General features: G+C 40.8%; 16 protein-coding genes and 1 tRNA gene. 10 read left to right on the top strand and 7 right to left on the bottom strand.

The window, feature by feature from the left end:
- Positions 1–136 precede the first annotated feature (136 nt).
- From clpB to FWE37_04920, 5 genes are all read right to left on the bottom strand, one after another.
- Positions 137–2,707, bottom strand: a complete 2,571-nt coding sequence (clpB, locus tag FWE37_04940) for an ATP-dependent chaperone ClpB (GenBank protein MCL2520330.1) — start codon at positions 2,705–2,707, stop codon at positions 137–139.
- 66 nt (positions 2,708–2,773) lie between these two features.
- Entirely contained in the window at positions 2,774–3,562 is a 789-nt protein-coding gene (locus tag FWE37_04935; protein ID MCL2520329.1) for a DUF1566 domain-containing protein, read from the bottom strand.
- Between the two features lie 11 nt (positions 3,563–3,573).
- Positions 3,574–3,951, bottom strand: coding sequence for a hypothetical protein (locus FWE37_04930; GenBank protein ID MCL2520328.1), 378 nt, complete (start codon positions 3,949–3,951; stop codon positions 3,574–3,576).
- Between the two features lie 24 nt (positions 3,952–3,975).
- A complete protein-coding gene (locus tag FWE37_04925) occupies positions 3,976–4,698 on the bottom strand; it encodes a hypothetical protein (protein ID MCL2520327.1) in 723 nt (240 codons plus the stop codon).
- A gap of 70 nt (positions 4,699–4,768) precedes the next feature.
- Positions 4,769–5,944 carry a hypothetical protein gene (locus FWE37_04920; protein MCL2520326.1) on the bottom strand — a complete coding sequence of 392 codons (1,176 nt, stop codon included), beginning with the start codon at positions 5,942–5,944 and terminating at the stop codon, positions 4,769–4,771.
- Between the two features lie 467 nt (positions 5,945–6,411).
- On the opposite strand from FWE37_04920, the gene FWE37_04915 reads away from it, so the two are divergent.
- Entirely contained in the window at positions 6,412–7,506 is a 1,095-nt protein-coding gene (locus FWE37_04915; protein ID MCL2520325.1) for a hypothetical protein, read from the top strand.
- A 54-nt stretch (positions 7,507–7,560) separates the two neighbouring features.
- A tRNA-Arg gene (locus FWE37_04910) sits at positions 7,561–7,634 on the top strand.
- A gap of 105 nt (positions 7,635–7,739) precedes the next feature.
- On the opposite strand, the gene FWE37_04905 is transcribed toward FWE37_04910, so the two are convergent.
- Both FWE37_04905 and pyk read right to left on the bottom strand, forming a co-directional pair.
- Positions 7,740–8,594: an SDR family oxidoreductase gene (locus FWE37_04905; protein MCL2520324.1), complete on the bottom strand. Its 855-nt coding sequence runs from the start codon at positions 8,592–8,594 to the stop codon at positions 7,740–7,742.
- Positions 8,595–8,654: 60 nt separating this feature from the next.
- The gene (gene pyk / locus FWE37_04900; protein ID MCL2520323.1) at positions 8,655–10,115 is read right to left on the bottom strand and encodes a pyruvate kinase; all 1,461 of its coding nucleotides are present in this window, start codon (positions 10,113–10,115) and stop codon (positions 8,655–8,657) included.
- Positions 10,116–10,352: 237 nt separating this feature from the next.
- On the opposite strand from pyk, the gene pcnB reads away from it, so the two are divergent.
- From pcnB to FWE37_04860, 8 genes are all read left to right on the top strand, one after another.
- Complete coding sequence (gene pcnB, locus FWE37_04895; protein ID MCL2520322.1) at positions 10,353–11,459, top strand: polynucleotide adenylyltransferase PcnB; 1,107 nt, start codon at positions 10,353–10,355, stop codon at positions 11,457–11,459.
- 60 nt (positions 11,460–11,519) lie between these two features.
- Positions 11,520–12,338 (top strand): DUF2877 domain-containing protein, encoded by an 819-nt coding sequence (locus FWE37_04890; protein ID MCL2520321.1) that lies wholly within the window; start codon positions 11,520–11,522, stop codon positions 12,336–12,338.
- Complete coding sequence (locus FWE37_04885; GenBank protein MCL2520320.1) at positions 12,329–13,492, top strand: PucR family transcriptional regulator ligand-binding domain-containing protein; 1,164 nt, start codon at positions 12,329–12,331, stop codon at positions 13,490–13,492. Before FWE37_04890 ends, FWE37_04885 begins: the two co-directional genes overlap by 10 nt.
- 147 nt (positions 13,493–13,639) lie before the next feature.
- On the top strand, positions 13,640–15,124 hold the full coding sequence (gene fdrA / locus FWE37_04880; GenBank protein MCL2520319.1) for an acyl-CoA synthetase FdrA: 1,485 nt from the start codon (positions 13,640–13,642) through the stop codon (positions 15,122–15,124).
- The gene (locus FWE37_04875; protein ID MCL2520318.1) at positions 15,124–16,521 is read left to right on the top strand and encodes a DUF1116 domain-containing protein; all 1,398 of its coding nucleotides are present in this window, start codon (positions 15,124–15,126) and stop codon (positions 16,519–16,521) included. The genes fdrA and FWE37_04875 overlap by 1 nt, the downstream gene beginning before the upstream one ends.
- A 20-nt stretch (positions 16,522–16,541) precedes the next feature.
- Complete coding sequence (locus FWE37_04870) at positions 16,542–18,218, top strand: hypothetical protein (GenBank protein MCL2520317.1); 1,677 nt, start codon at positions 16,542–16,544, stop codon at positions 18,216–18,218.
- A 164-nt stretch (positions 18,219–18,382) separates the two neighbouring features.
- On the top strand, positions 18,383–18,841 hold the full coding sequence (locus tag FWE37_04865) for a hypothetical protein (protein MCL2520316.1): 459 nt from the start codon (positions 18,383–18,385) through the stop codon (positions 18,839–18,841).
- A 49-nt stretch (positions 18,842–18,890) separates the two neighbouring features.
- Positions 18,891–19,109, top strand: coding sequence for a hypothetical protein (locus tag FWE37_04860; protein ID MCL2520315.1), 219 nt, complete (start codon positions 18,891–18,893; stop codon positions 19,107–19,109).
- Positions 19,110–19,215 lie beyond the last annotated feature (106 nt).

The following is a 19,215-nucleotide window of genomic DNA, read 5'->3' as shown; positions in this document are numbered from 1 at the left end:
TGTGTTACGAATAAACCCTTTCGTTAAAGAGTTTAGTGTCCCTATTTCATTCCTTGAACCTGCCATAACTTTCTCCTTCTTTCATTATAGCTTGTCCTCGAATAGCTTAACATATACAGCAATAACAGAAAAGTTTTCACCTTTCAATTTTCAACTCGTCATTCTCCACGCTTACCTTAACGGTATCACCCGCCATAAAATTTCCTTCCAGCAGCTTTTTAGCTAACGGATTTTCTAATAAAGTTTGTATAGCGCGTTTAAGCGGCCTAGCACCAAAAGCGCTGTTAAAGCCTGCTGTGGTAATAAAAGTTAAAGCTTCATCACTCACCTCCAGTTTAAAACCCTTAGCCTCTAAACGGTTACGCAGGCTGCTTAGCTGAATTTCGGCAATAAGTCTAATATCGCTTTCGTTTAATTTATGAAACAAAATGGTTTCGTCAATACGGTTTAAAAATTCGGGCTTAAAGTGCTGCTTTAACAGTCCATCTATTTGCTCGTGCACACTTTCAGGGTCGGCGGCCTCCAATAAAAAGTGGCTGCCAATGTTACTAGTCATAATAATGATGGTGTTTTTAAAATCTACCACCCGGCCTGCGCTGTCGGTAAGGCGGCCATCATCAAGCAGCTGCAGCATAATGTTAAACACATCACTGTGGGCTTTTTCAATTTCATCAAACAAAATAACACTGTAAGGGCGGCGGCGCACCGCTTCGGTAAGCTGGCCGCCTTCATCGTAACCCACATAACCGGGCGGCGCTCCAATCAGACGGCTAACGGCGTGCTTTTCCATGTATTCGCTCATATCGATACGGGTAAGGGCACGTTCGTCATCAAACAAAAAGCCGGCTAATGTTTTGGCCAGCTCGGTCTTTCCCACGCCGGTTGGCCCCAAAAATAAAAAGCTGCCCATAGGTCGGTTTTCGTCGGCAAGACCACTGCGGTTACGGCGTATGGCGTTGGCTACCGCCTCTACCGCCTTTTTTTGACCAATGACCTTTTTAGCTAAAATACTCTCCAACTGAATATAGCGTTCTTTATCGCTGGCCAGCATTTTACCCACTGGTATGCCGGTCCATGTAGCCACCACTAAAGCAATGTCTTCTTCGCTCACTTCTTCTCGTAACATAGGACTGGCTTTTTGTAAGTTACCTAGCTCCTCCGCTAAAGCTGCTAATTTCCCATTAACAGCAGGAATTTTAGCATATTTAATTTCGGCGGCTTTTTCTAAATTTCCCTCACGGCTGTACTGAGCCTCTAGGTTGTTAAGTTCCTCCAGCTCACGCTTGGCCTTTTGAATGGCCTCTATCTTACTCTTTTCATTTTGCCAGCGTAGCTGTAAGGTATCTCGCTCGTTCTGTAAGCCCGATATTTCTTTGAGCAACACCTCTTTACGTTCAAGGCTAGCTTTGTCTTTTTCTCTATCTAAACTTTGCTTTTCAATGTTCAGCTGTAAAAGGCGGCGTTCCAGCTTATCCAGCTCTTCGGGCTGGCTTTCTATCTGCATTTTGAGGCGGCTGGCGGCTTCATCGATTAAATCGATAGCTTTATCGGGCATAAAACGATTGGTGATGTAGCGGTTACTCAAAGTTGCTGCGGCCACCAAAGCTTCATCGGTAATACGTACGCCATGATGGTTTTCATAACGTTCGCGCAGGCCGCGCAAGATACTGATGGTATCGCCCACACTAGGCTCATTAGCATAGACCGGCTGAAAGCGGCGCTCGAGGGCGGCGTCTTTTTCGATGTATTTACGGTATTCATCAAGGGTAGTGGCCCCGATGGTGTGCAGCTCACCGCGTGAAAGAGCAGGTTTAAGGAGGTTGCCGGCATCGGTGCTGCCCTCACTAGCGCCTGCACCTACTAAGGTATGTAGCTCATCAATAAAAATGAGGATTTGCCCTTCGCTGGCTACAATTTCGTTAATCACGGCTTTAAGCCTTTCTTCAAATTCGCCACGATATTTCGCCCCAGCCACCAGCGCGCCCATATCGAGGGCCAACAAAGTTTTGCCGCGTAAACTTTCCGGCACATCACCGGCGATAATCCGCCGTGCCAACCCCTCTACAATGGCGGTTTTACCCACGCCGGGCTCACCAATAATAACCGGGTTATTTTTGGTACGGCGGGCCAACACCTGCATGGTGCGCCTAATTTCTTCATCACGGCCAATCACCGGGTCAAGCTTTGATTGTTTTGCCAGCTGGGTTAAATCGCGGCAATATTTTTTAAGGGCTTGGTAACGTTCTTCGGCCTCTGGGCTATCCACCTTATTTTGCCCGCGCACGCTTTGCATAGCCGTTAATATTTTGTTATTATCAATATTTAACTCTTTAAACAATTTGACAAGTGATGGGGCTTTAAGCAAAGCCAACAATAAATGCTCACCGCTAATGTAGTTATCTTTTAGCTTAAGGCGTTCGTCATCGGCATCGGCAAAAACTTTGTTTAGCTCGCTGTTTAAGCTGGGCTGGCCGGCTGTGCCGCTAATACGCGGCAATTTGTTAAGCAAATCCTCTACTTTAAGTAGCAGAGTTTGGTTATGAATAGCCATGCTATCAAGCAGGGCCGGGACAATGCCATTTTCCTGCGCTATAAGGGCTATTAATAAATGGCTGGGAGTAATTTCGCTATTTTGCCGCTTTTGCGCCATAGTAACAGCACTTTGCACGGCTTCTTGGGTTTTTAGGGTGAGCTTTTCAAAGTTCATTATAGTTATTCCTAATAGGTATTTTTATTTTAAAGATAACACTATTAGGAATATAAAGGCAACTACTTAATTAACTGAAAATTCCCGTACCGCGCGAACACGCTGTAAACTATTCATGCTGGTGTTTACCCAACCACCAGTTTGAAAATTAAAGCTTGAACCTGTAAAACTGCTGCTCCAGTATCTATCGGTTGAAATTGTGGAACTTGCAAAATCGCCAAGTCCTCTTCTATGCAAATTATCATACAGTAATTGCATATCACCACTATTAGGCAGTTGCCAATCATCAAAGCCACCAGCCCTTAAATTGCTAGCCGCTCTTACAGCTTGACTTCCACTATCCCAAGAGGTAGTAAATGTGCCAAGTTCCCCGCTCACTTCCCTAAACGTTCCACCTTGCGCAAAAAATATTGTGCCGCCACCGGGCCCAGTACCGCCAATTTGGGTATTAAAGTGTGTGTTCGCTATATTATGCAAAGTGTGGCCCGTGTTATCCAGCTCGCGCAGTATGCGCATGTTATTGTTAAGCACAAGCTGCTGTTGCTGGCCCGCCGTAACATGCAACTGGGCCTCTGTTCTTAAATTATAAGGGTTATTACTTGGCCGCATACGTACAAAACCGCTGCCGGCGGTAACAAGCCGTGTTTCGCTGCGGCCGGGGCTAATGGTGCCAAAATCAACGTTATTCCACATCACGTTGGTTACGGTATGGCCCGATTCGTTTTGAATGGTGAGGGTGGTAGCGTTATTACCACCCGGCCTATTATCCACACCGGGTATATCTAATAAGTCATCACCACTCGTATTACAGCCCAGCAAAAATAGGGTTATTAGCGCTATTAAAACATTTTTCATTTTTCCTCCTACTAATCTTCTGTAGCAAAAGAAGCAAGCGTATTTGCTGGAACAGCATTAGAAGAACGAACCATAGTAGTGTCGGTAAAAGTAAAAGTACCGCTGCTATCCTCTGATACTGCTACCTGTTGGTTAGTGAATAAAGCTATGGAGTTTATTGCCAAATTAAAATAAATATAACCTGAAATACTGTAACCACTTTTAGGGCTATCTCGGCTTACGCTTCTGCCAGAGGGAATACTGCCAAAAGAAATGCCGTTTACCGTTACATTAATTAATTCGTAAGACGAACGGTTTTCTATAGTTAAAGTTGCTTTTGGTAGTGAAAAAAGACTACACCCGGCTAAAACTATAGTTAAAGCTATAATTAACATCATTAATTTTTTCATTTTTTGTCTCCTTATTATATTAAACTAAAACCACTCGGCATTGGCCAAAACAATAGCGGTAGTTCTTAAGTGGTTGATATTTACTCCATTAAATTCCATAATAGTAAACTGCCCTGCTGTAAAGGTAAGGGCAGGCAAGTTAAATATTTGCTCACCGCCTTCGGTTACCAGCAAATGATAATTGGCCGCTGGGCCAGTATGCACATTAATAACAGCACTTTCGCTGGGGGCTAGTTCGCTAATAATTACACTGCCGCTTACTAACCTAATAGTGGTAAAGCCCTCATTAACAATACGTAAGTAACTATTATTAGTTAAAGATTGGTTACGTGTAAAAAGTGATGAGAGCGGCCTAACGGTAACCGTAGTGATGGTATTGGCCGGCACAGGTAAATCGACATTGCCATGCTGTGGGCTAATGACAAAAGTGTGGCCATCTATGCGCACAAAATAGGTGGGGTAAAAAACAAAACCCTGTGGAAAGGCTCCAAAACTAATGGTTGCCGATTGCCTGCCGCCCTCTAGCTGGTTAATAAGGCGGTTTTCGGCAATTCTATCCCACGAAGAATATATACTAACGGGAATAGGGTTTTGCCTGTTATCAATAATAAGCTGCGCCACTTGTGTGCCGCCGGCGCCATTATCACCGGTGCCGTCATCAGTACTGCTTTTGTCGGAACAAGCAGTAAGAACTATCACTAAAACTAACATTAAAATTATTGTTAATATTTTTTTTATTTTCATCACACCTACCATTACAGCTAACAGTTGGTAGTTTAACTAAACTACCAACTGTTTATTTTTAGTAAAAATTTAACTACTGTTGTAAATCCGCTAAAGTAATGCGGCGCGCAGGAATCTCTCTTAAATCAATTACTGCCCTTAAGGTACCAAGGTTATGGTTACCTGTAACCCTTACGGTATACATATAGTCTCTATCCAACGGTATTGGCGTACCCTCTAAATGCGTCAAACCAGTCGCATCAATAAATTCTATTGGCACTTCTTGCCCTGTTGGCCCTATGCGGTAAGTTACAGCCCGACTTGGAAGAAAATCGTTACCGCCAGCACCCGATGTCATATCTACATGGAAGGTACGGGTTTGGTTAGCATTAATTAACCTATTACCCACAGAATCTATTACAACTTGCTGACCATCAATTATTTGCACTGCACCGGCACTGGTATTATTAATATACAGCCAAGCCACTCCGCTAGTTATATTGCTATCGTCCATAAGAGCAAGCAAATTACGAGCATCAAAAGTGTAAAGATTGTTAGCGTTACTAATGTTAATAGATTGAAACAACGAGTTACCGGTAATGGGGCTAATAGGATGAATGGTGTTTAAACGGCCCAGTACACTATTAAAAATACGAATTACCGGGAAAAGGTCGTAGTCGCCGGGCTCTACATGCAAAGTAACACTGTTCATGTTACTGCTTAAATAACCTAAGGTTGGCCCGCCTCTACCTCCTACACGCACCTCAACATTACGGCTGTCCGGGTCGGTAATCATTAAACGGTGGCTGCCACCTAAATGGCCGCTAATAGTATAAACCTCGCGCGGAGCGGTTGGGTCGCTATTAGGGTTAAAAAAGCCATGCACCCTACCAAACGGGCGGGCATTAATAGCCGCTAAGTTACTACCATTTTCTTGTAGCTGGCCGCGTGTAACAAAAACCAATGGAAAAGCGCTTGGGTTGGTTGGTAAATTGGCAATTAAACCCGCGTTTTGGTCGCCGGCCCTTACCCCACCAATAAGGTTATTTTGAGCCACACTGTTAATAAAAACCCAAACATCTTCGTCGGTATCATTCCTAAACCTAATAGCATTAGCACTACTATGGTTGGTAAAATCGGCATTCTCCCACCATGTACCACTAACAGGGGGAGTAATATCAGTGTTATCGCCACTGCTCTTTCCACCGCCACACGCAGCAAGGGCAAAAATAGCTAATAAAAGCACCAAAAATTTTGACCATTTCTTCATTTTTATCTCTCCTTTATCATTTGCATTAAACTTTGCTTAAGCCTAAACTATAATTCAATTTATGTCAATACAAGTACTTACAACATAATGAATTACAAGAAAATAACCCTTTATAACAAAAAAGTATTATAACACCATCATTTTAAAGTTTTATTGATTATTTACTATTTATAATACAAATCGAAAATTGTTATAAAAAATGAAAAATTTTATAAATTGCTATTAAACATAAATAATGATAAATATATTTATATTAATATATTATTTAAGAGTGGAAAGTGGATAAGGGATGCCTATGCCATTACAAGAAGGCCGTAAGGTATCTAAGTAATTTAGTAAAAATATGTGGTATTTATAAATGAATAATTAGCAAAACATTAAACGTATCAAGCCGCAACTAAAAACAATGAAACTACTCGCTTTCATAAATTACAAAAATATGCTATTTTGTGGTACGGAGCGGCATAATGAAAAAGGCATTTATAGTTAAATTAATCTTAATGTTAGTGGGTTTAAATGGCACTTATGGGCAAGGGTTGCCGGTGCCGACTAATGCTACTTTAGAAAGCTTATTTCCCGATGAATCTTTGCGTGCAAGTGTAACCGAAAGATTAGGACGAAGCGCCGCTTTAACTGGTCAAGCTTTAAGTAATGCACTGGCTGGTATTACCGGCGAATTTACAGCCAGACAAAGCATAAGAGACGGAGCAATAAGACGGTTTACCGGTGAAAAAATTAGCAATGCCGCCGGTATAGAATATTTAACAGGCCTTACTGCTCTTGATTTTAGTTTTAATGACCTTACCAGCCTTAATATAAACACCCTTACCAACTTAACAAACCTTAATGTTATGAATAATCAATTAACTCACATTAATATAAACTCTCTTACTAATTTAACTTTTCTTAATGTGGTGGGTAACAGGCTAACAACCTTAGAGGTCAATAATCTTATCAATTTAACCGAACTTCATGCAAGTAGTAACCGATTAAACCATATAAACGTTAATAATCTTACTGGGCTTGTTAGGCTTGGAATAAATGGTAACCGCTTATCTACCCTTGATGTAAGCAGATTAACCCGTTTAACTACCCTCTGGGCAGGTGGTAACCAATTAACCGGACTTAATACCAGAAACCTTATTAATTTAGATTACCTTAGTGTAGATAGAAATAGAATAGCTAGTTTAGATTTAAGTAATAATACTCGTTTAACCGGCCTTCATGTAAGCCATAACAATTTAGCCAACCTAGATTTAAGCAGGCTTGTTAATTTAACTTGGCTTAATGTATCCGACAACAGGTTTACTACACTTGAGGTAGGTAACCTTACTCAATTAGCTACACTTCGTGCCAATAATAACAGGTTAACTCATATTGATGTAAGCAGGCTTACCAATTTAAGATATTTGAATTTAAACAACAACAGATTAACGGTTTTAGATATAAGCGGGCTTACCCTATTAACTGCTCTTTGGATAGCCGAGAGCGGAGTAACTACTCAAAATATTATAGGCTTTAATAGCACTACACGGCTAAACCCTAATATTAACGCTTATTAGCAAACGAACTGCCTCTTGTCAAAACCTGTAAACTGTGCTAAATTACTACCACTAGCCCCTATAGCTCAGCTGGATAGAGCAATTGCCTTCTAAGCAATAGGTCGTGCGTTCGAGTCGCGCTGGGGGCGGATAAAAAACCACCCTGCGGGGTGGTTTTTAGTTGAAAACTAACAACCGATAATTAAAGACAACTTGTTACAACAACCGTTTGCTTAATTATCAGCTATAAATTATCAATAACTTTCCACCAATTTTTCACTCACCTGCCATAAATCGGCAGCCAGCTGCTCATCGCCGGCTTGTTTACCGGTAGTTTTTTTAGGTTTGCATTTATCAAAGTATAGGCCGCTTACCGCAGCCACCTCAGAGCTAGTGGCAAGGTAAATAGTGGTAGCCGCCCCTTTTAAAGGGCTTAAAAATATTAAATTTAACAAAAATTTAATAGGGCTGGCCTTATGACCATCTGTGCCGCCGGCGATATTACCCAGTAACTGCGTACTTACCACGCCGGGGTGCAGGCAATTTACGGTAGTAGTGGTATCTTTTAATTGTTTAGCTAATTCGATGGTAAATAAGATGTTGCACAATTTACTACGGCCGTAGGCCGCCATACTTTTATAACCCTTCTCTAACTCTAAATCGGTTAAATCAAGATAACCATAACGGTGCGCCATCGAGGATACCACCACGATACGTGAACCGCTCGTGTCTTTTAGGAGGGGCTGTAATAATTTTGTTAGTAAAAAATGACCTAAGTGATTAACGGCAAATTGCAGCTCGTGGCCCTGTTTGCTAAACTTACGCTCTTTGGTGATAAGACCGGCATTGTTAATTAAAATATCAAGGCGAGTAAATTTGGTTTTAAATTCATCGGCAAAGGCTTTTATACCGGCTAGGTCGGCTAAATCGGCCAACATTAAAGTAGCCTCACCACCACTTTGAGCTAGTACATACGCTAAGGCCTTTTCGCCGCGTGTTTTATCACGGCACATTAACACTACGTATATACCCTGTTTAGCTAATTCTACGGCGGTAGCTAAACCAATACCGCTATTAGCACCGGTGATAAGGGCTACTTTTTTATCCATTTATATCTTTTTTTCCTAATCTTTTAATTTTTACTTCTTAATTAAGCAGGGTTAACGCTGCTATAAAACTTCATCACCAACTTTATGCACTTTAATAAGGTTAGTATGGTTCGTTTTACCGGCAGGAAAACCTGAAGTAATAATAATTAAATCGCCCAACGCTATGTAACCATTTTTTACGGCCAATTCGATAGCATTATTTATACTGGCTTTAACATCATCTTGTTTAATACCTACAAATGCCTCTACTCCCCAATAAAGAGCCAACTGGTTTTTAACCTCTTCTTTAGGAGTTTCGGCAATAATGGGGCAAGCCGGTCTAAAGCGGGCTACTTCGCGGGCTGTATAACCACTGTAAGTAAGCACTAAAATGGCTTTGGCATTTAAACTGGCAGCTAAATCGCAGGCGGCACGGCCAACGGCGCTAGATTGCAATAGCGGTTCTTTAATTTTAATGCCTCTAAAAAATTCTTCCCAGTAATTAATCGATTTTTCAGCCCGCTCTGCTATTTCGGACATAGTTTTTACACTTTCTACGGGATATTTCCCCTGTGCCGATTCGCCCGAAAGCATCGTAGCTGTTGCCCCAAGCCATACGGCATTGGCCACATCGCTTACCTCGGCACGAGTTGGGCGAGGATTACTCTCCATAGTTTGTAACATTTGGGTTGCTACAATAACTATTTTACCGGCGCTTAAGCACTCTTTAATCATGCGGCGTTGGGCAACGGGTACGTCTTCTTGGGGTATCTCTACTCCTAAGTCGCCGCGTGCCACCATCACACCATCGGCGGCCTCTATAATGGCCGGTAAATTGTCAAGCCCCTCGTGGTTTTCTATTTTAGCAATAATTTTAATGTGCTCTTTACCGCCGGCTTTAAATATATCTCTAATAATTTGAATGTCAGCGGCGGTACGGGTAAAGCTGGCGGCAATATAATCCATGCCTTGCTCCATACCAAAATGAATATCTTCTTTATCTTTTTCGCTTAAAAAAGGGATAGAGGTAGCAATACCGGGTAAGTTCATATTTTTATTGTTGCCAATATAACCATCGTTATCAACCTTACATTCTACATTAGTGCCATTAATAGCGGTAACTGTAAAGCTTACTAAGCCATCGTTAGCCTTAATATTGCTGCCTACTTTTACGGCTTTATGTAAATCTTTAAAACTAACGCTACAGCCGGTTAGGTCGCCTAGTTTATCTTCGCTATAAAAAGTAAAGCTTTGCCCTTCTTTTAAAATAACCTTTTTGTTGTCGCCATCAATGGTAATAACTCCATCTTTAAATTTCCCGGTGCGTATTTCGGGCCCTTTAGTATCAAGCAAAATAGCTATAGGACGGTTAAGTTCTTTGCTAAGCTGGCGAACAGTGCTAAAGCGCGCCCCTTGCTCGGCATAATCGCCGTGCGAAAAATTTAACCTAGCTACATTCATACCGGCTTTAATCATTTCGCGCATAATATCGATATTCTCACTGGCTGGGCCAATAGTAGCAACAATTTTAGTTTTTTTCATTTTTTAGTTTCCTTTTTGTTCTTTATACTTTAAAATATTATCTTTTTTATATTATAGGCTTTTTTGCCGGTAAAAAGCAAGGGTAGCTTAATGCCTTTTATCAATTAGCAGCAAATTATCTATATCTTAATAAGAGGTTTATTTTTTAATGAATTATTTATTTAGCAGGCCCTATTGACTTTGCTTAATTTTTAAGTAAAATGAATGAAGTTTTAAAAAAGATTATATGGTTTACAAGTGCTAACAAGATACAAAAAAGATGATAATGGTAAATTAATAAAACAAGCTAATGTTTATACGCAAACAGAACATAATTTAAACAAAGCCAGCTTTGATAGTGATGCTGTAGAAATTTGTAAAATTTTGCAGACAGCCGGTTACGAAAGTTACATTGTAGGCGGTGCTATCCGCGATTTACTATGCGATATAACCCCTAAAGATTTTGATATTGTAACCTCTGCCCACCCGCAGCAAGTTAAAAAGCTGTTTAAATATGCCCGTATTATTGGCAAACGTTTTAAGCTAGTGCATGTCGTGATAAACGGCAAAATTTTTGAAGTAGCCACCTTTAGGGCCGGCGGCCACGAACGTAATGTTTACGGCAGCTTTGATGAAGATGTTACCCGGCGTGATTTTACCCTTAACGCCCTTTACTACGACCCGGTTGCTGAAAAATTAATCGATTTTCATAGCGCTATGCGCGACATAAAAAAACGGCTTATCGAACCCATTTTACCGCTGGAAAGCATCTTTAGAGAAGACCCGGTGCGTATGTTGCGTGCCGTAAAATACAGTGTTATTACCGGCAGCAAAATTAGTTCTAAACTGCGCGACCTTATTAAAGAGCAGGCTATGCTGTTAAAAAATTGCTCGCACTCGCGGCTTGGCGAAGAGCTGCTTAAGATATTAGCCAATAACCATGCCGCCGAAATTTTAAACGAGCTTTACAACTACGATTTACTTAAATACTTTTTGCCTACTATCGATAGCTATCTAACCCGTTTAGGTAAGGCGCGGCACAGTTTTTTTAAAGAGCTTGCTTTAAAAGAAGATAAAAGCCGGGCTTATATGGTTTTTTGTTTATTAAAAGACTATATTAAACAAACTACCGAATTAAAAGAAGATAACTTTAATGAAGTAGTACAAACGGTACGTTTAGCCTTAAGGCCCATCGCCTTACCGCACACCGATATTGCCGATGCCACTAGCCTGCTTTATGCTGAAGCCGGCATTAGCCTTAAAGTAAAAGAACCCGATGTACATATCCGTAAAAAACCTAAGCGCTTAAGACCAGCGCGTAAAAAAAAAGAAGTTATCCGCAAAAAAAATATTTTGGCCCCCTAGCTTGTCTTCCTGTAGCATATAATGTAAAATAGTTAATAACCTAACTTTACAGGAGGCTGCATGCTTTATGCTCTAGTTAAAGGTACAAATTTTGCTAAGGCCTGCCAAGAAGGTTCGGCAGGAGTGGTGCATAGTGTTTTTGAAAGGGCTATTAACCTAAAATTACCGCAAGGCCAGCTTTTAACCGTGCTTTACCAAGATATAGACATTATGGAGGCCGTATGCACGGTAGCTTTTAAAGACAAACCTTTAAATACTTTGGCTAAAGTAGGCGACAAAGTCGTTTTTACCCCCAAGGTGATGTATGTAACCAGTATACCTGTAGTAGTAGGTATAGATAAAGCAGCTACTTGGCAAAGTTTAACCGGCTGGGAGGGGATAAATAAATTATCTTATAAAGAAATTATCTTAAAGTGCAACGAAATAAATAGTTTCTTAGATAGGCACGATAGCGGTAAAATGCTGTGGCCAGCCGGTATAAAGTTGTTTAAGGCTGAAGAATATATCGGTTTAGGCGAAGGTTTAACACCGGCCGGTGATGATTTTTTAGCTGGTATGCTTTATGGTATGTGGTTTTTACAGCAGTTGTACCATAAAAGAGCGCCTTTTTTAGCCGAAACTTTAAAAAAAGTTAGTAAAAATATTCATAAAACCGGCGAGATAAGCCGGCATTTCTTAAAATATGCTATAAATAATAAGCCGGGCTTTAACACCGAAAATTTTTTGTTAGCCATCTTTAATAAAAATGAAAGGCAGCTGACTAAAGCCTTGTATAAAAAGCTGCATTACGGAGCCAGCTCAGGGTTAGACGAACTTAAAGGCTGCTTATTTGGTTTAAAAGAAACCGCTGTCGCTTGGGAGGAAGAGCTATGTACATAACCGTTAAAGAGGTGCTCGAGCTTCCTGTAATGGCCGGCTCTATTATGGTATCCGGCTTAGAGGGTATTGATAAAAAAATTACCTCTGTTAATATCATCTCGACCCCCGATATAGAACGGTTTGTTAAAGCCGGCGATTTAATTATTACTGCCCTGCACCCAATAAAAGATAAATTACGGCAAGCCGAGTTAATCCCTAATCTTATTAAAAAGGGCGCTTTAGCCTTAGCTATATCCCCAGAGAGTGATAACCAAATACCCCAAGAATTAATAACCGCCGCTCAAACTTTAAGTTATCCCATTATACAGTTGCCTGCCGATATTTCTTTTTTTGAAATATTGAGCCCGGTTTTAGAAAAAATACGGCAGCGCAAAGATAGCGAAACCAAACGCAGCTCTGAAGCGCGGATTATTAAAGAAATATTAAATAAGAAAATTGTCTCAGGCTCTCAATTACAAGATATTACCGAACACTACTCTATTAAACTTCCTGAAAATTTTATAGCTGCCCTAATAAAATTGCCAAAAATAGAAGGCCATGCCTATAATTTAGAAACCGATAAAATTTATACCTTAGCAGAAAACTTAGGCCTAAAAGAAATTATTATAACCGAACTATCGGAGTTATTGCTTATTATCGTACCATCATTAAACCAAGAACGGCAGCAGGCTAATCTTTATAAAACCTTACGACAATACCGCGAAATATGCCCATTTAGCAAAATAGCCTTAAGTAATGTTATGCCGGATATTTTAGGTATTCATAAAGCTGTACAGCAAGCCAAACAAACTTTAGCAGTAGCCGAAAAATTACCTAATTTTGGCCCTATTGTTAACTTTAATGAGCTTGGCCTTTATCAGGTGTTATCTATTGTAAGTACCGAAGATGTATACTTAAAAAGCCAATTTACCCAAGAAAAGTTAGGCTCAATTAAAAACTATGATGAACTTAACAAAACCGAAATCTATTTAACCTTAAAAACCTTTTTTGCAGAAGAAGAAAGCATAAAACAAACGGCCGCTAAACTTAGGGTGCATCCTAACACCATTATAAATAGGTTAAGAATAACTAAAGAAGTTATTGGCATAGATTTAGCCAACTATAAAACTAAGTTAGAGCTAAATATAGCTTTAAAGTTAAACGATTTGTTATAAATAATTACTTAAACTCTCTTTACTGTTATAAAGCCACAATTTTTGCGGATTTTTTTGTGTAAAAATACCATTGCAAATTAACTTATTTATGCTAGTATTTAAAGATAGCATTTTATATTATTTTTAAAACAAAGGAGAAGCAAAGCTTTGGCTATATTCACAAAAATTAAAAAGAAGTTTTATCAAGATTCCTTAAAACTGATGCGGGTCTCTTCAGAGATAAAAGATATACCGGGTATCGAGCAGGCCTTTGCTTTTATGGCCACCGAGATAAACAAAAAAACCCGTATGCAAGGCTCTTTAATGAATAAAGATGTAGAGGCGGCAGAGGCCGATGACTTGGTGATTATTGTACAAAGTGCCGACAACGCTACGGGCGAAAAGGCTATTGAACAATTTGAAAAGCAAATACTTTCATCGGCTAACGTAAGTAATGAAAGCACCGAAGAAGCTGCACCGGCCACCTTTGAACAAGCAAAAAAACAGCTTGATGCAAATTTGGCTATTATCTCTGTACCGGGCACTTATGCTGCAGTGCAAACTTTAAATGCTTTATCGCAAGGCTTAAATGTTATGTTGTTTAGTGATAATGTCTTACTAGAAGATGAGATAGCTATCAAAGATTATGCCATCAGCAAAGATTTATTAGTAATGGGCCCCGATTGCGGTACGGCTATTATTGGCGGTGTACCGCTATGTTTTGCTAACCACATAAATAAGGGCGATATTGGGGTGATTGGCGCTAGCGGCACCGGCACACAAGAGTTTACGGTGCTGCTAGATAACTTTAGTGCCGGCATTACCCACGCCATTGGCACCGGCGGGCGCGATTTATCTAAAGAGGTAGCGGCGCGCACCACCTTAGCGGCTTTAAAACTTATGGAAAAAGATGAAGCCACCAAAGTTATTGCTATTATCTCTAAACCACCGGCACAGGAGGTAGCTCAAAAGGTTATAGAAGCCGTAAAAACCGCTAAAAAACCGGCTGTACTGGCTTTTTTGGGAGAAAAATCGCAAAAGATTGCAGACAACATTTATGTGGCCGGTACCATCGAAGAGGCGGCGGCGAAGGCCCTTGCTTTGTCCCAAGTCAGTAAAGCCGATGAAGCCATTCACCTGTACCAACGCGAAAGCCGTGAAGATATTTTAGGACATATAACCAAACTAGAAGCCGGCCAAAAAGCCATTAAAGGCCTCTTTACCGGCGGCACTTTAGCCAGCGAAGCTAAACACATCTTAAAGGGACTAAAAGCCGAAATCCTCGACTTAGGTGATGATGAATATACACGCGGGGCTTTGCACCCTATGATAGACCCTACCAACCGTAAAGCTTTTATCGAAGAGGCTTTTGTAAATGATGATGTAGCGGTTATTTTGTGCGATGTGGTACTAGGTTATGGCAGCCACGAAGACCCCGCCGGCGAGCTGGCCAAAGCTGTAGCCAGTGCTAAAGGCAAAATTAAAAATCATAAGATAGTTATTGCCAGTGTAACCGGCACAGAAAATGACCCGCAAGTAAAGAGTGGGCAAGTAAAAAAATTAGAAGAGGTTGGCATTTTTGTACTGCCATCTAACCAATATGCCGCAGAGCTAAGTTTGCAAATTATCAACAAAATTAATGGGGGTGCATAATGGCTAACAATTTGCTTAACGAAAAACTTAAAGTTATTAATGCCGGGCTAGAAATTTTTGCCCAAGAATTACAAAAAAACGATGTAGAAGTGGTACAGCTAGATTGGCGGCCTCCTGCCGGCGGTAAAACCGAGATAAATGATAAACTTAAATTGGTACTGCAAAAAAAAGATTTAATTGATGCCGCCAATGCTAAAGCCTTAGCAAAGGTATTAGCCGCCCAGCCCACATGGACCGATGTAGGTTTTGCCAAAGACGTTATACCGGGTTTTACCGACAACACTATCGCCCATGCCGGCCCGCCGGTTACTTGGGAGAAGATGTGCGGCCCTATGCAGGGTGCGGTAATTGGCGCGCTTATCTACGAAGGTAAGGCAACCAATGAGGAAGAAGCACGTAAGGTAGCCCCTTCTATGAACTTTGTGCCTTGCCACCACTTAAATGCCGTAGGCCCCATGACAGGTGTTTTTTCGGCCAATATGCCGGTTATTGTTATTACCAACATAGAAAATGGCAATATAGCCTACTCACCTTTTAACTCGGAGGGGAAAGGCAAGCCTTTTTCTTTTGGGGCCTTTGGTGAAGATACTCAAGAAAACTTACGCTTTTTACGTGATGTTATGTTACCCACTATGAAAAAAGCCTTACAGGTACGCGGCGAAGGGATTAACCTGCGCACTATCATCGCTCAGGCTTTGCATATGGGCGACGATTGCCACAATAGGCTTATCGCCGCCACCGGCCAACTTTGGAAAACTTTAATGCCGGAACTGGCTAAGGCTAACACCCCTTACGATGTTTTAATTAAATTATCTTATACTATGCTGCATAACAACTGGTACTTTTTAAATTTTGCAATGGCCGCCAGCAAAGCCACGATGGATGCCGCTAAAGGCATAGAGCACTCTACCCTAGTAACGGTAATGGCGCGTAATGGCACAGAAGTTGGCATACAAACCAGCGGTACCGGCGACCAGTGGTTTACCGTAAAAGCCCCAATGGTGCGTGGTAAATATTTTCCCGGTTACACCGAAGAAGATGCCAACCCCGACATGGGCGATTCGGCTATTACCGAAACCGCCGGTATCGGCGCTTTTGCGATGGCAGCAGCCCTGCCGATGACCCAATTGGTAGGCGGCACAGTGCAAGATGCCATTAAATTTACCCAAGATATGGCTAAAATTACCTTAGGCGAAAGCCAAAGTTATACCATACCTACCTTAAATTTTATCGGCTCACCTACCGGCATAGATGTGCTTAAGGTGTTAGAAACGGGGATAGAACCTATTATTAACACTGGTATTGCCCATAAAATAGCCGGGCATGGCATAGTGGGTGCCGGATTAGTAAATATGCCTTTAGAGGTCTTTGAAAAAGCCTTGCTGGCTATTAAATAGAATTGAATTAGGAGGGAGATATGAATTTAGCGTTATCATCTAAAAACTTGTTTAATAAAAATGAGTTTAGCGGCTTTATGGGTTTATTTGTTAATATTGTAACAAATTTTATGGTTATGGCCTCTTTAATGATAGGTATTGGTATACCGGCCTATCTGGTTGTCGGCCGTATGTTACCGGCTGTAGGGCTAGGAGTAGCCTTAGGTAACTTTTATTGGGCTTGGTTTGCCAAACGCACCGCCAAAAAAACTGGGAACCCCGAAGTTTGCGCCTTACCCTTTGGCCCATCAGTTGGCCATATGTTTGTCGTAACTTTTGTAGTTGCTAACCCCGTTATGTTAGCCACCGGCGGTAACTATATGCTGGCTTGGGGTGTAGCCTTAGCGTGGTGTTTTTTAGAGGGGATTGTCGAAATTGTCGTGGCTCCTTTTGCCCGTACCGTTCGCTCTAAAATGCCACGCGCCGCTATGCTAGGTAATGCGGCCGGTCTTTCGCTTACCCTTATTGCTATGGCACCTATCGCCCAAATGTGGGGCTTGCCTTACATTGGTATTGTAGGACTTGGTATTGCTGTGCTGGGCTTTTTAGGCAAAAAGAAATTTCCTTTAGGAATGCCTGTAGCCGTATGGATGGTGATTTTTGGGGTAGCTACCGGTTGGATTACCGGCTTTAAAAGCTGGGATAATTTAGTAACCTCTTTTGCCGGTGTGGGTTTTGGTATGCCTTATCCGGCTGTAGGTATTTTTTGGGAGGGCCTACGCACGCTATTTGGCGCTGGTGGCCACGCCATCGAGGTAGCGCCCATTCTTATTTCGGCCATACCGCTGGGCATTGCCAACGCCATTGGCACCCTTAATAACCTTGAAAGCGCTGCCGCTGCGGGCGACAACTACCCCGAGCGCGAGGCGCTGCTTTCCGATGGTGCCCTTACCATAGTAGACGTTTTAATTGGCGGCCCCTTCCCTACTACCATTTACATTGGCCACCCCGGCTACAAAGAGATGGGCGCCCGCACCAGTTACTCGGTATTAACCGGTATCGCTGTACTTATAGTAACTTGGTTTGCCTTAATTCCTGTCTTTATGGCCCTTATCCCGGTAGAGGCTATTTTTGCCATACTCATCTTTATTGCTCTCACTATTGGTTCGCAGGCCTTTCAGGCTTCGCCCAAGCACCATTATCCGGCCATTATTTTAGCTATGATGTTTTGGCTTTCCAGCTGGGTAGTTACTATTATTCAAAACTCGGTACAAGCGGTGCGTATTGTGCAAGGCTTATGGCCACCCGGACCACCTGCTAACCCTTACATTTTAAATAATTTAGTGCCGCAACTGGGTAGTAACCAAATTTTTTACCCTGCACTGCTGGCTATGAGTCAAGGCCATGTAATGACGGCGGCCACTATGGCGATGATAGTTATTTTTATCATCGATAAAAAGCTGATAAAGGCCGTAATTGTAGCTGCTTTACAAGTTGTTTTATCATTTTTCGGTTTTATCCATGCCGGTAACTTAGGAATAAATGCTGCCCAAAACTTTAGTATAGCTTATTTAATGATGGGCATTGTAATACTATTGGTGCATTTATACAACCAAAAGTATCACCCCGAGCCTAAAGAAGGCGATAACTCGCTAAAAAATATGGCTAATAATATGGGCAACAGTTTAGGTGCCGGCCCCAGTAAACAAAATAAGTAAAAAACACTTAAACCGCAATTTTTGTATATTATAAAATGACCGTTAATTAAATAACTATAAAACTATTTAATTAACGGTTTTTTGTTGCATTTATTTAGATAAAACCACCCTTTACAAACCATTATTTAACATATATAATTTAGTAAAATAATAACGAGGTAAATATGAAACAACTAAAAGTTTTATGGTTAAGTGTTTTTTTGCTAGTTTTAGCAAGCAATATAAAGGCGCAAAGCTATGTTTTTAACCCAACTATTAACCCCGATAAAAGTATTACTTTTAATATATATGATTGGCAGATAGTTTCCAGTATCTTTTGGGATTATACTCGCTATATAACCTTCAATCGCTCTGCTTTTAATTGGGAGAGCTTTAAACTTTCTTCGACCGGTGAGGGTACACAATTTTTAGAGCTTTTCAACCAAGTAGCCCTAGTTTTACACGGTAATTATAATATGGAAAGTATTAATAAGCTTACGCTACTAGTAAGGTTAGCGTTTAATGGCGTTGAGCAGGGCAGAAGTGTTATTATTCCTAGTGGGCACTATAACTTTTTTCAAGCTTTTTTTATCTACACCCAACCTATGGTAGAAGCTTTTATAGCTCATTTTAGGTGGAATTAATAATCTAACAAAATAATAGTGAGGTAAATATGAAACCGCTAAAAGTTTTATGGTTAAGTATTTTTTGATGATTTTAGTAAATAATGTACGGGTGCAAAGTTATGTTTTTAACCCTACCATTAACCCTGATAAAAGTATTACTTTTAATGAAGATGATTGGTTTATAACTTTAATGTTATTTTTAGAATATACTGTTTTTACTATTCGTCAACGCTCAGCTTTTGACTGGAGCAGCTTTGAGTTAAATTTAATCGGAAGTATCCCTTGACAAGTAATAAAATATAGGTTATACTACTTATGCAATTTAGGAGGTAGTATGACCTTATTCGAGTTTAACAAATTATTCACAAATGAACAAGACTGTATTAATCATT

The sequence above is a fragment of the Spirochaetaceae bacterium genome (assembly GCA_009784515.1).
In the GTDB taxonomy this organism is placed as follows: Bacteria; Spirochaetota; Spirochaetia; order WRBN01; family WRBN01; genus WRBN01.
This window is presented reverse-complemented; position numbering and strand designations above follow the sequence as displayed.

Coding starts and splice junctions, on each gene's coding strand:
- FWE37_04935 (MCL2520329.1), bottom strand. CDS start 3,562: ATGAAAAATGTTTTAATAGCGCTAATAACCCTATTTTTGCTGGGCTGT.
- pyk (MCL2520323.1), bottom strand. CDS start 10,115: ATGAAAAAAACTAAAATTGTTGCTACTATTGGCCCAGCCAGTGAGAAT.
- FWE37_04860 (MCL2520315.1), top strand. CDS start 18,891: ATGGTTAAGTATTTTTTGATGATTTTAGTAAATAATGTACGGGTGCAA.
- FWE37_04865 (MCL2520316.1), top strand. CDS start 18,383: ATGAAACAACTAAAAGTTTTATGGTTAAGTGTTTTTTTGCTAGTTTTA.
- FWE37_04870 (MCL2520317.1), top strand. CDS start 16,542: ATGAATTTAGCGTTATCATCTAAAAACTTGTTTAATAAAAATGAGTTT.
- FWE37_04930 (MCL2520328.1), bottom strand. CDS start 3,951: ATGAAAAAATTAATGATGTTAATTATAGCTTTAACTATAGTTTTAGCC.
- FWE37_04890 (MCL2520321.1), top strand. CDS start 11,520: ATGCTTTATGCTCTAGTTAAAGGTACAAATTTTGCTAAGGCCTGCCAA.
- FWE37_04875 (MCL2520318.1), top strand. CDS start 15,124: ATGGCTAACAATTTGCTTAACGAAAAACTTAAAGTTATTAATGCCGGG.
- FWE37_04905 (MCL2520324.1), bottom strand. CDS start 8,594: ATGGATAAAAAAGTAGCCCTTATCACCGGTGCTAATAGCGGTATTGGT.
- FWE37_04915 (MCL2520325.1), top strand. CDS start 6,412: ATGAAAAAGGCATTTATAGTTAAATTAATCTTAATGTTAGTGGGTTTA.
- FWE37_04920 (MCL2520326.1), bottom strand. CDS start 5,944: ATGAAGAAATGGTCAAAATTTTTGGTGCTTTTATTAGCTATTTTTGCC.
- FWE37_04885 (MCL2520320.1), top strand. CDS start 12,329: ATGTACATAACCGTTAAAGAGGTGCTCGAGCTTCCTGTAATGGCCGGC.
- clpB (MCL2520330.1), bottom strand. CDS start 2,707: ATGAACTTTGAAAAGCTCACCCTAAAAACCCAAGAAGCCGTGCAAAGT.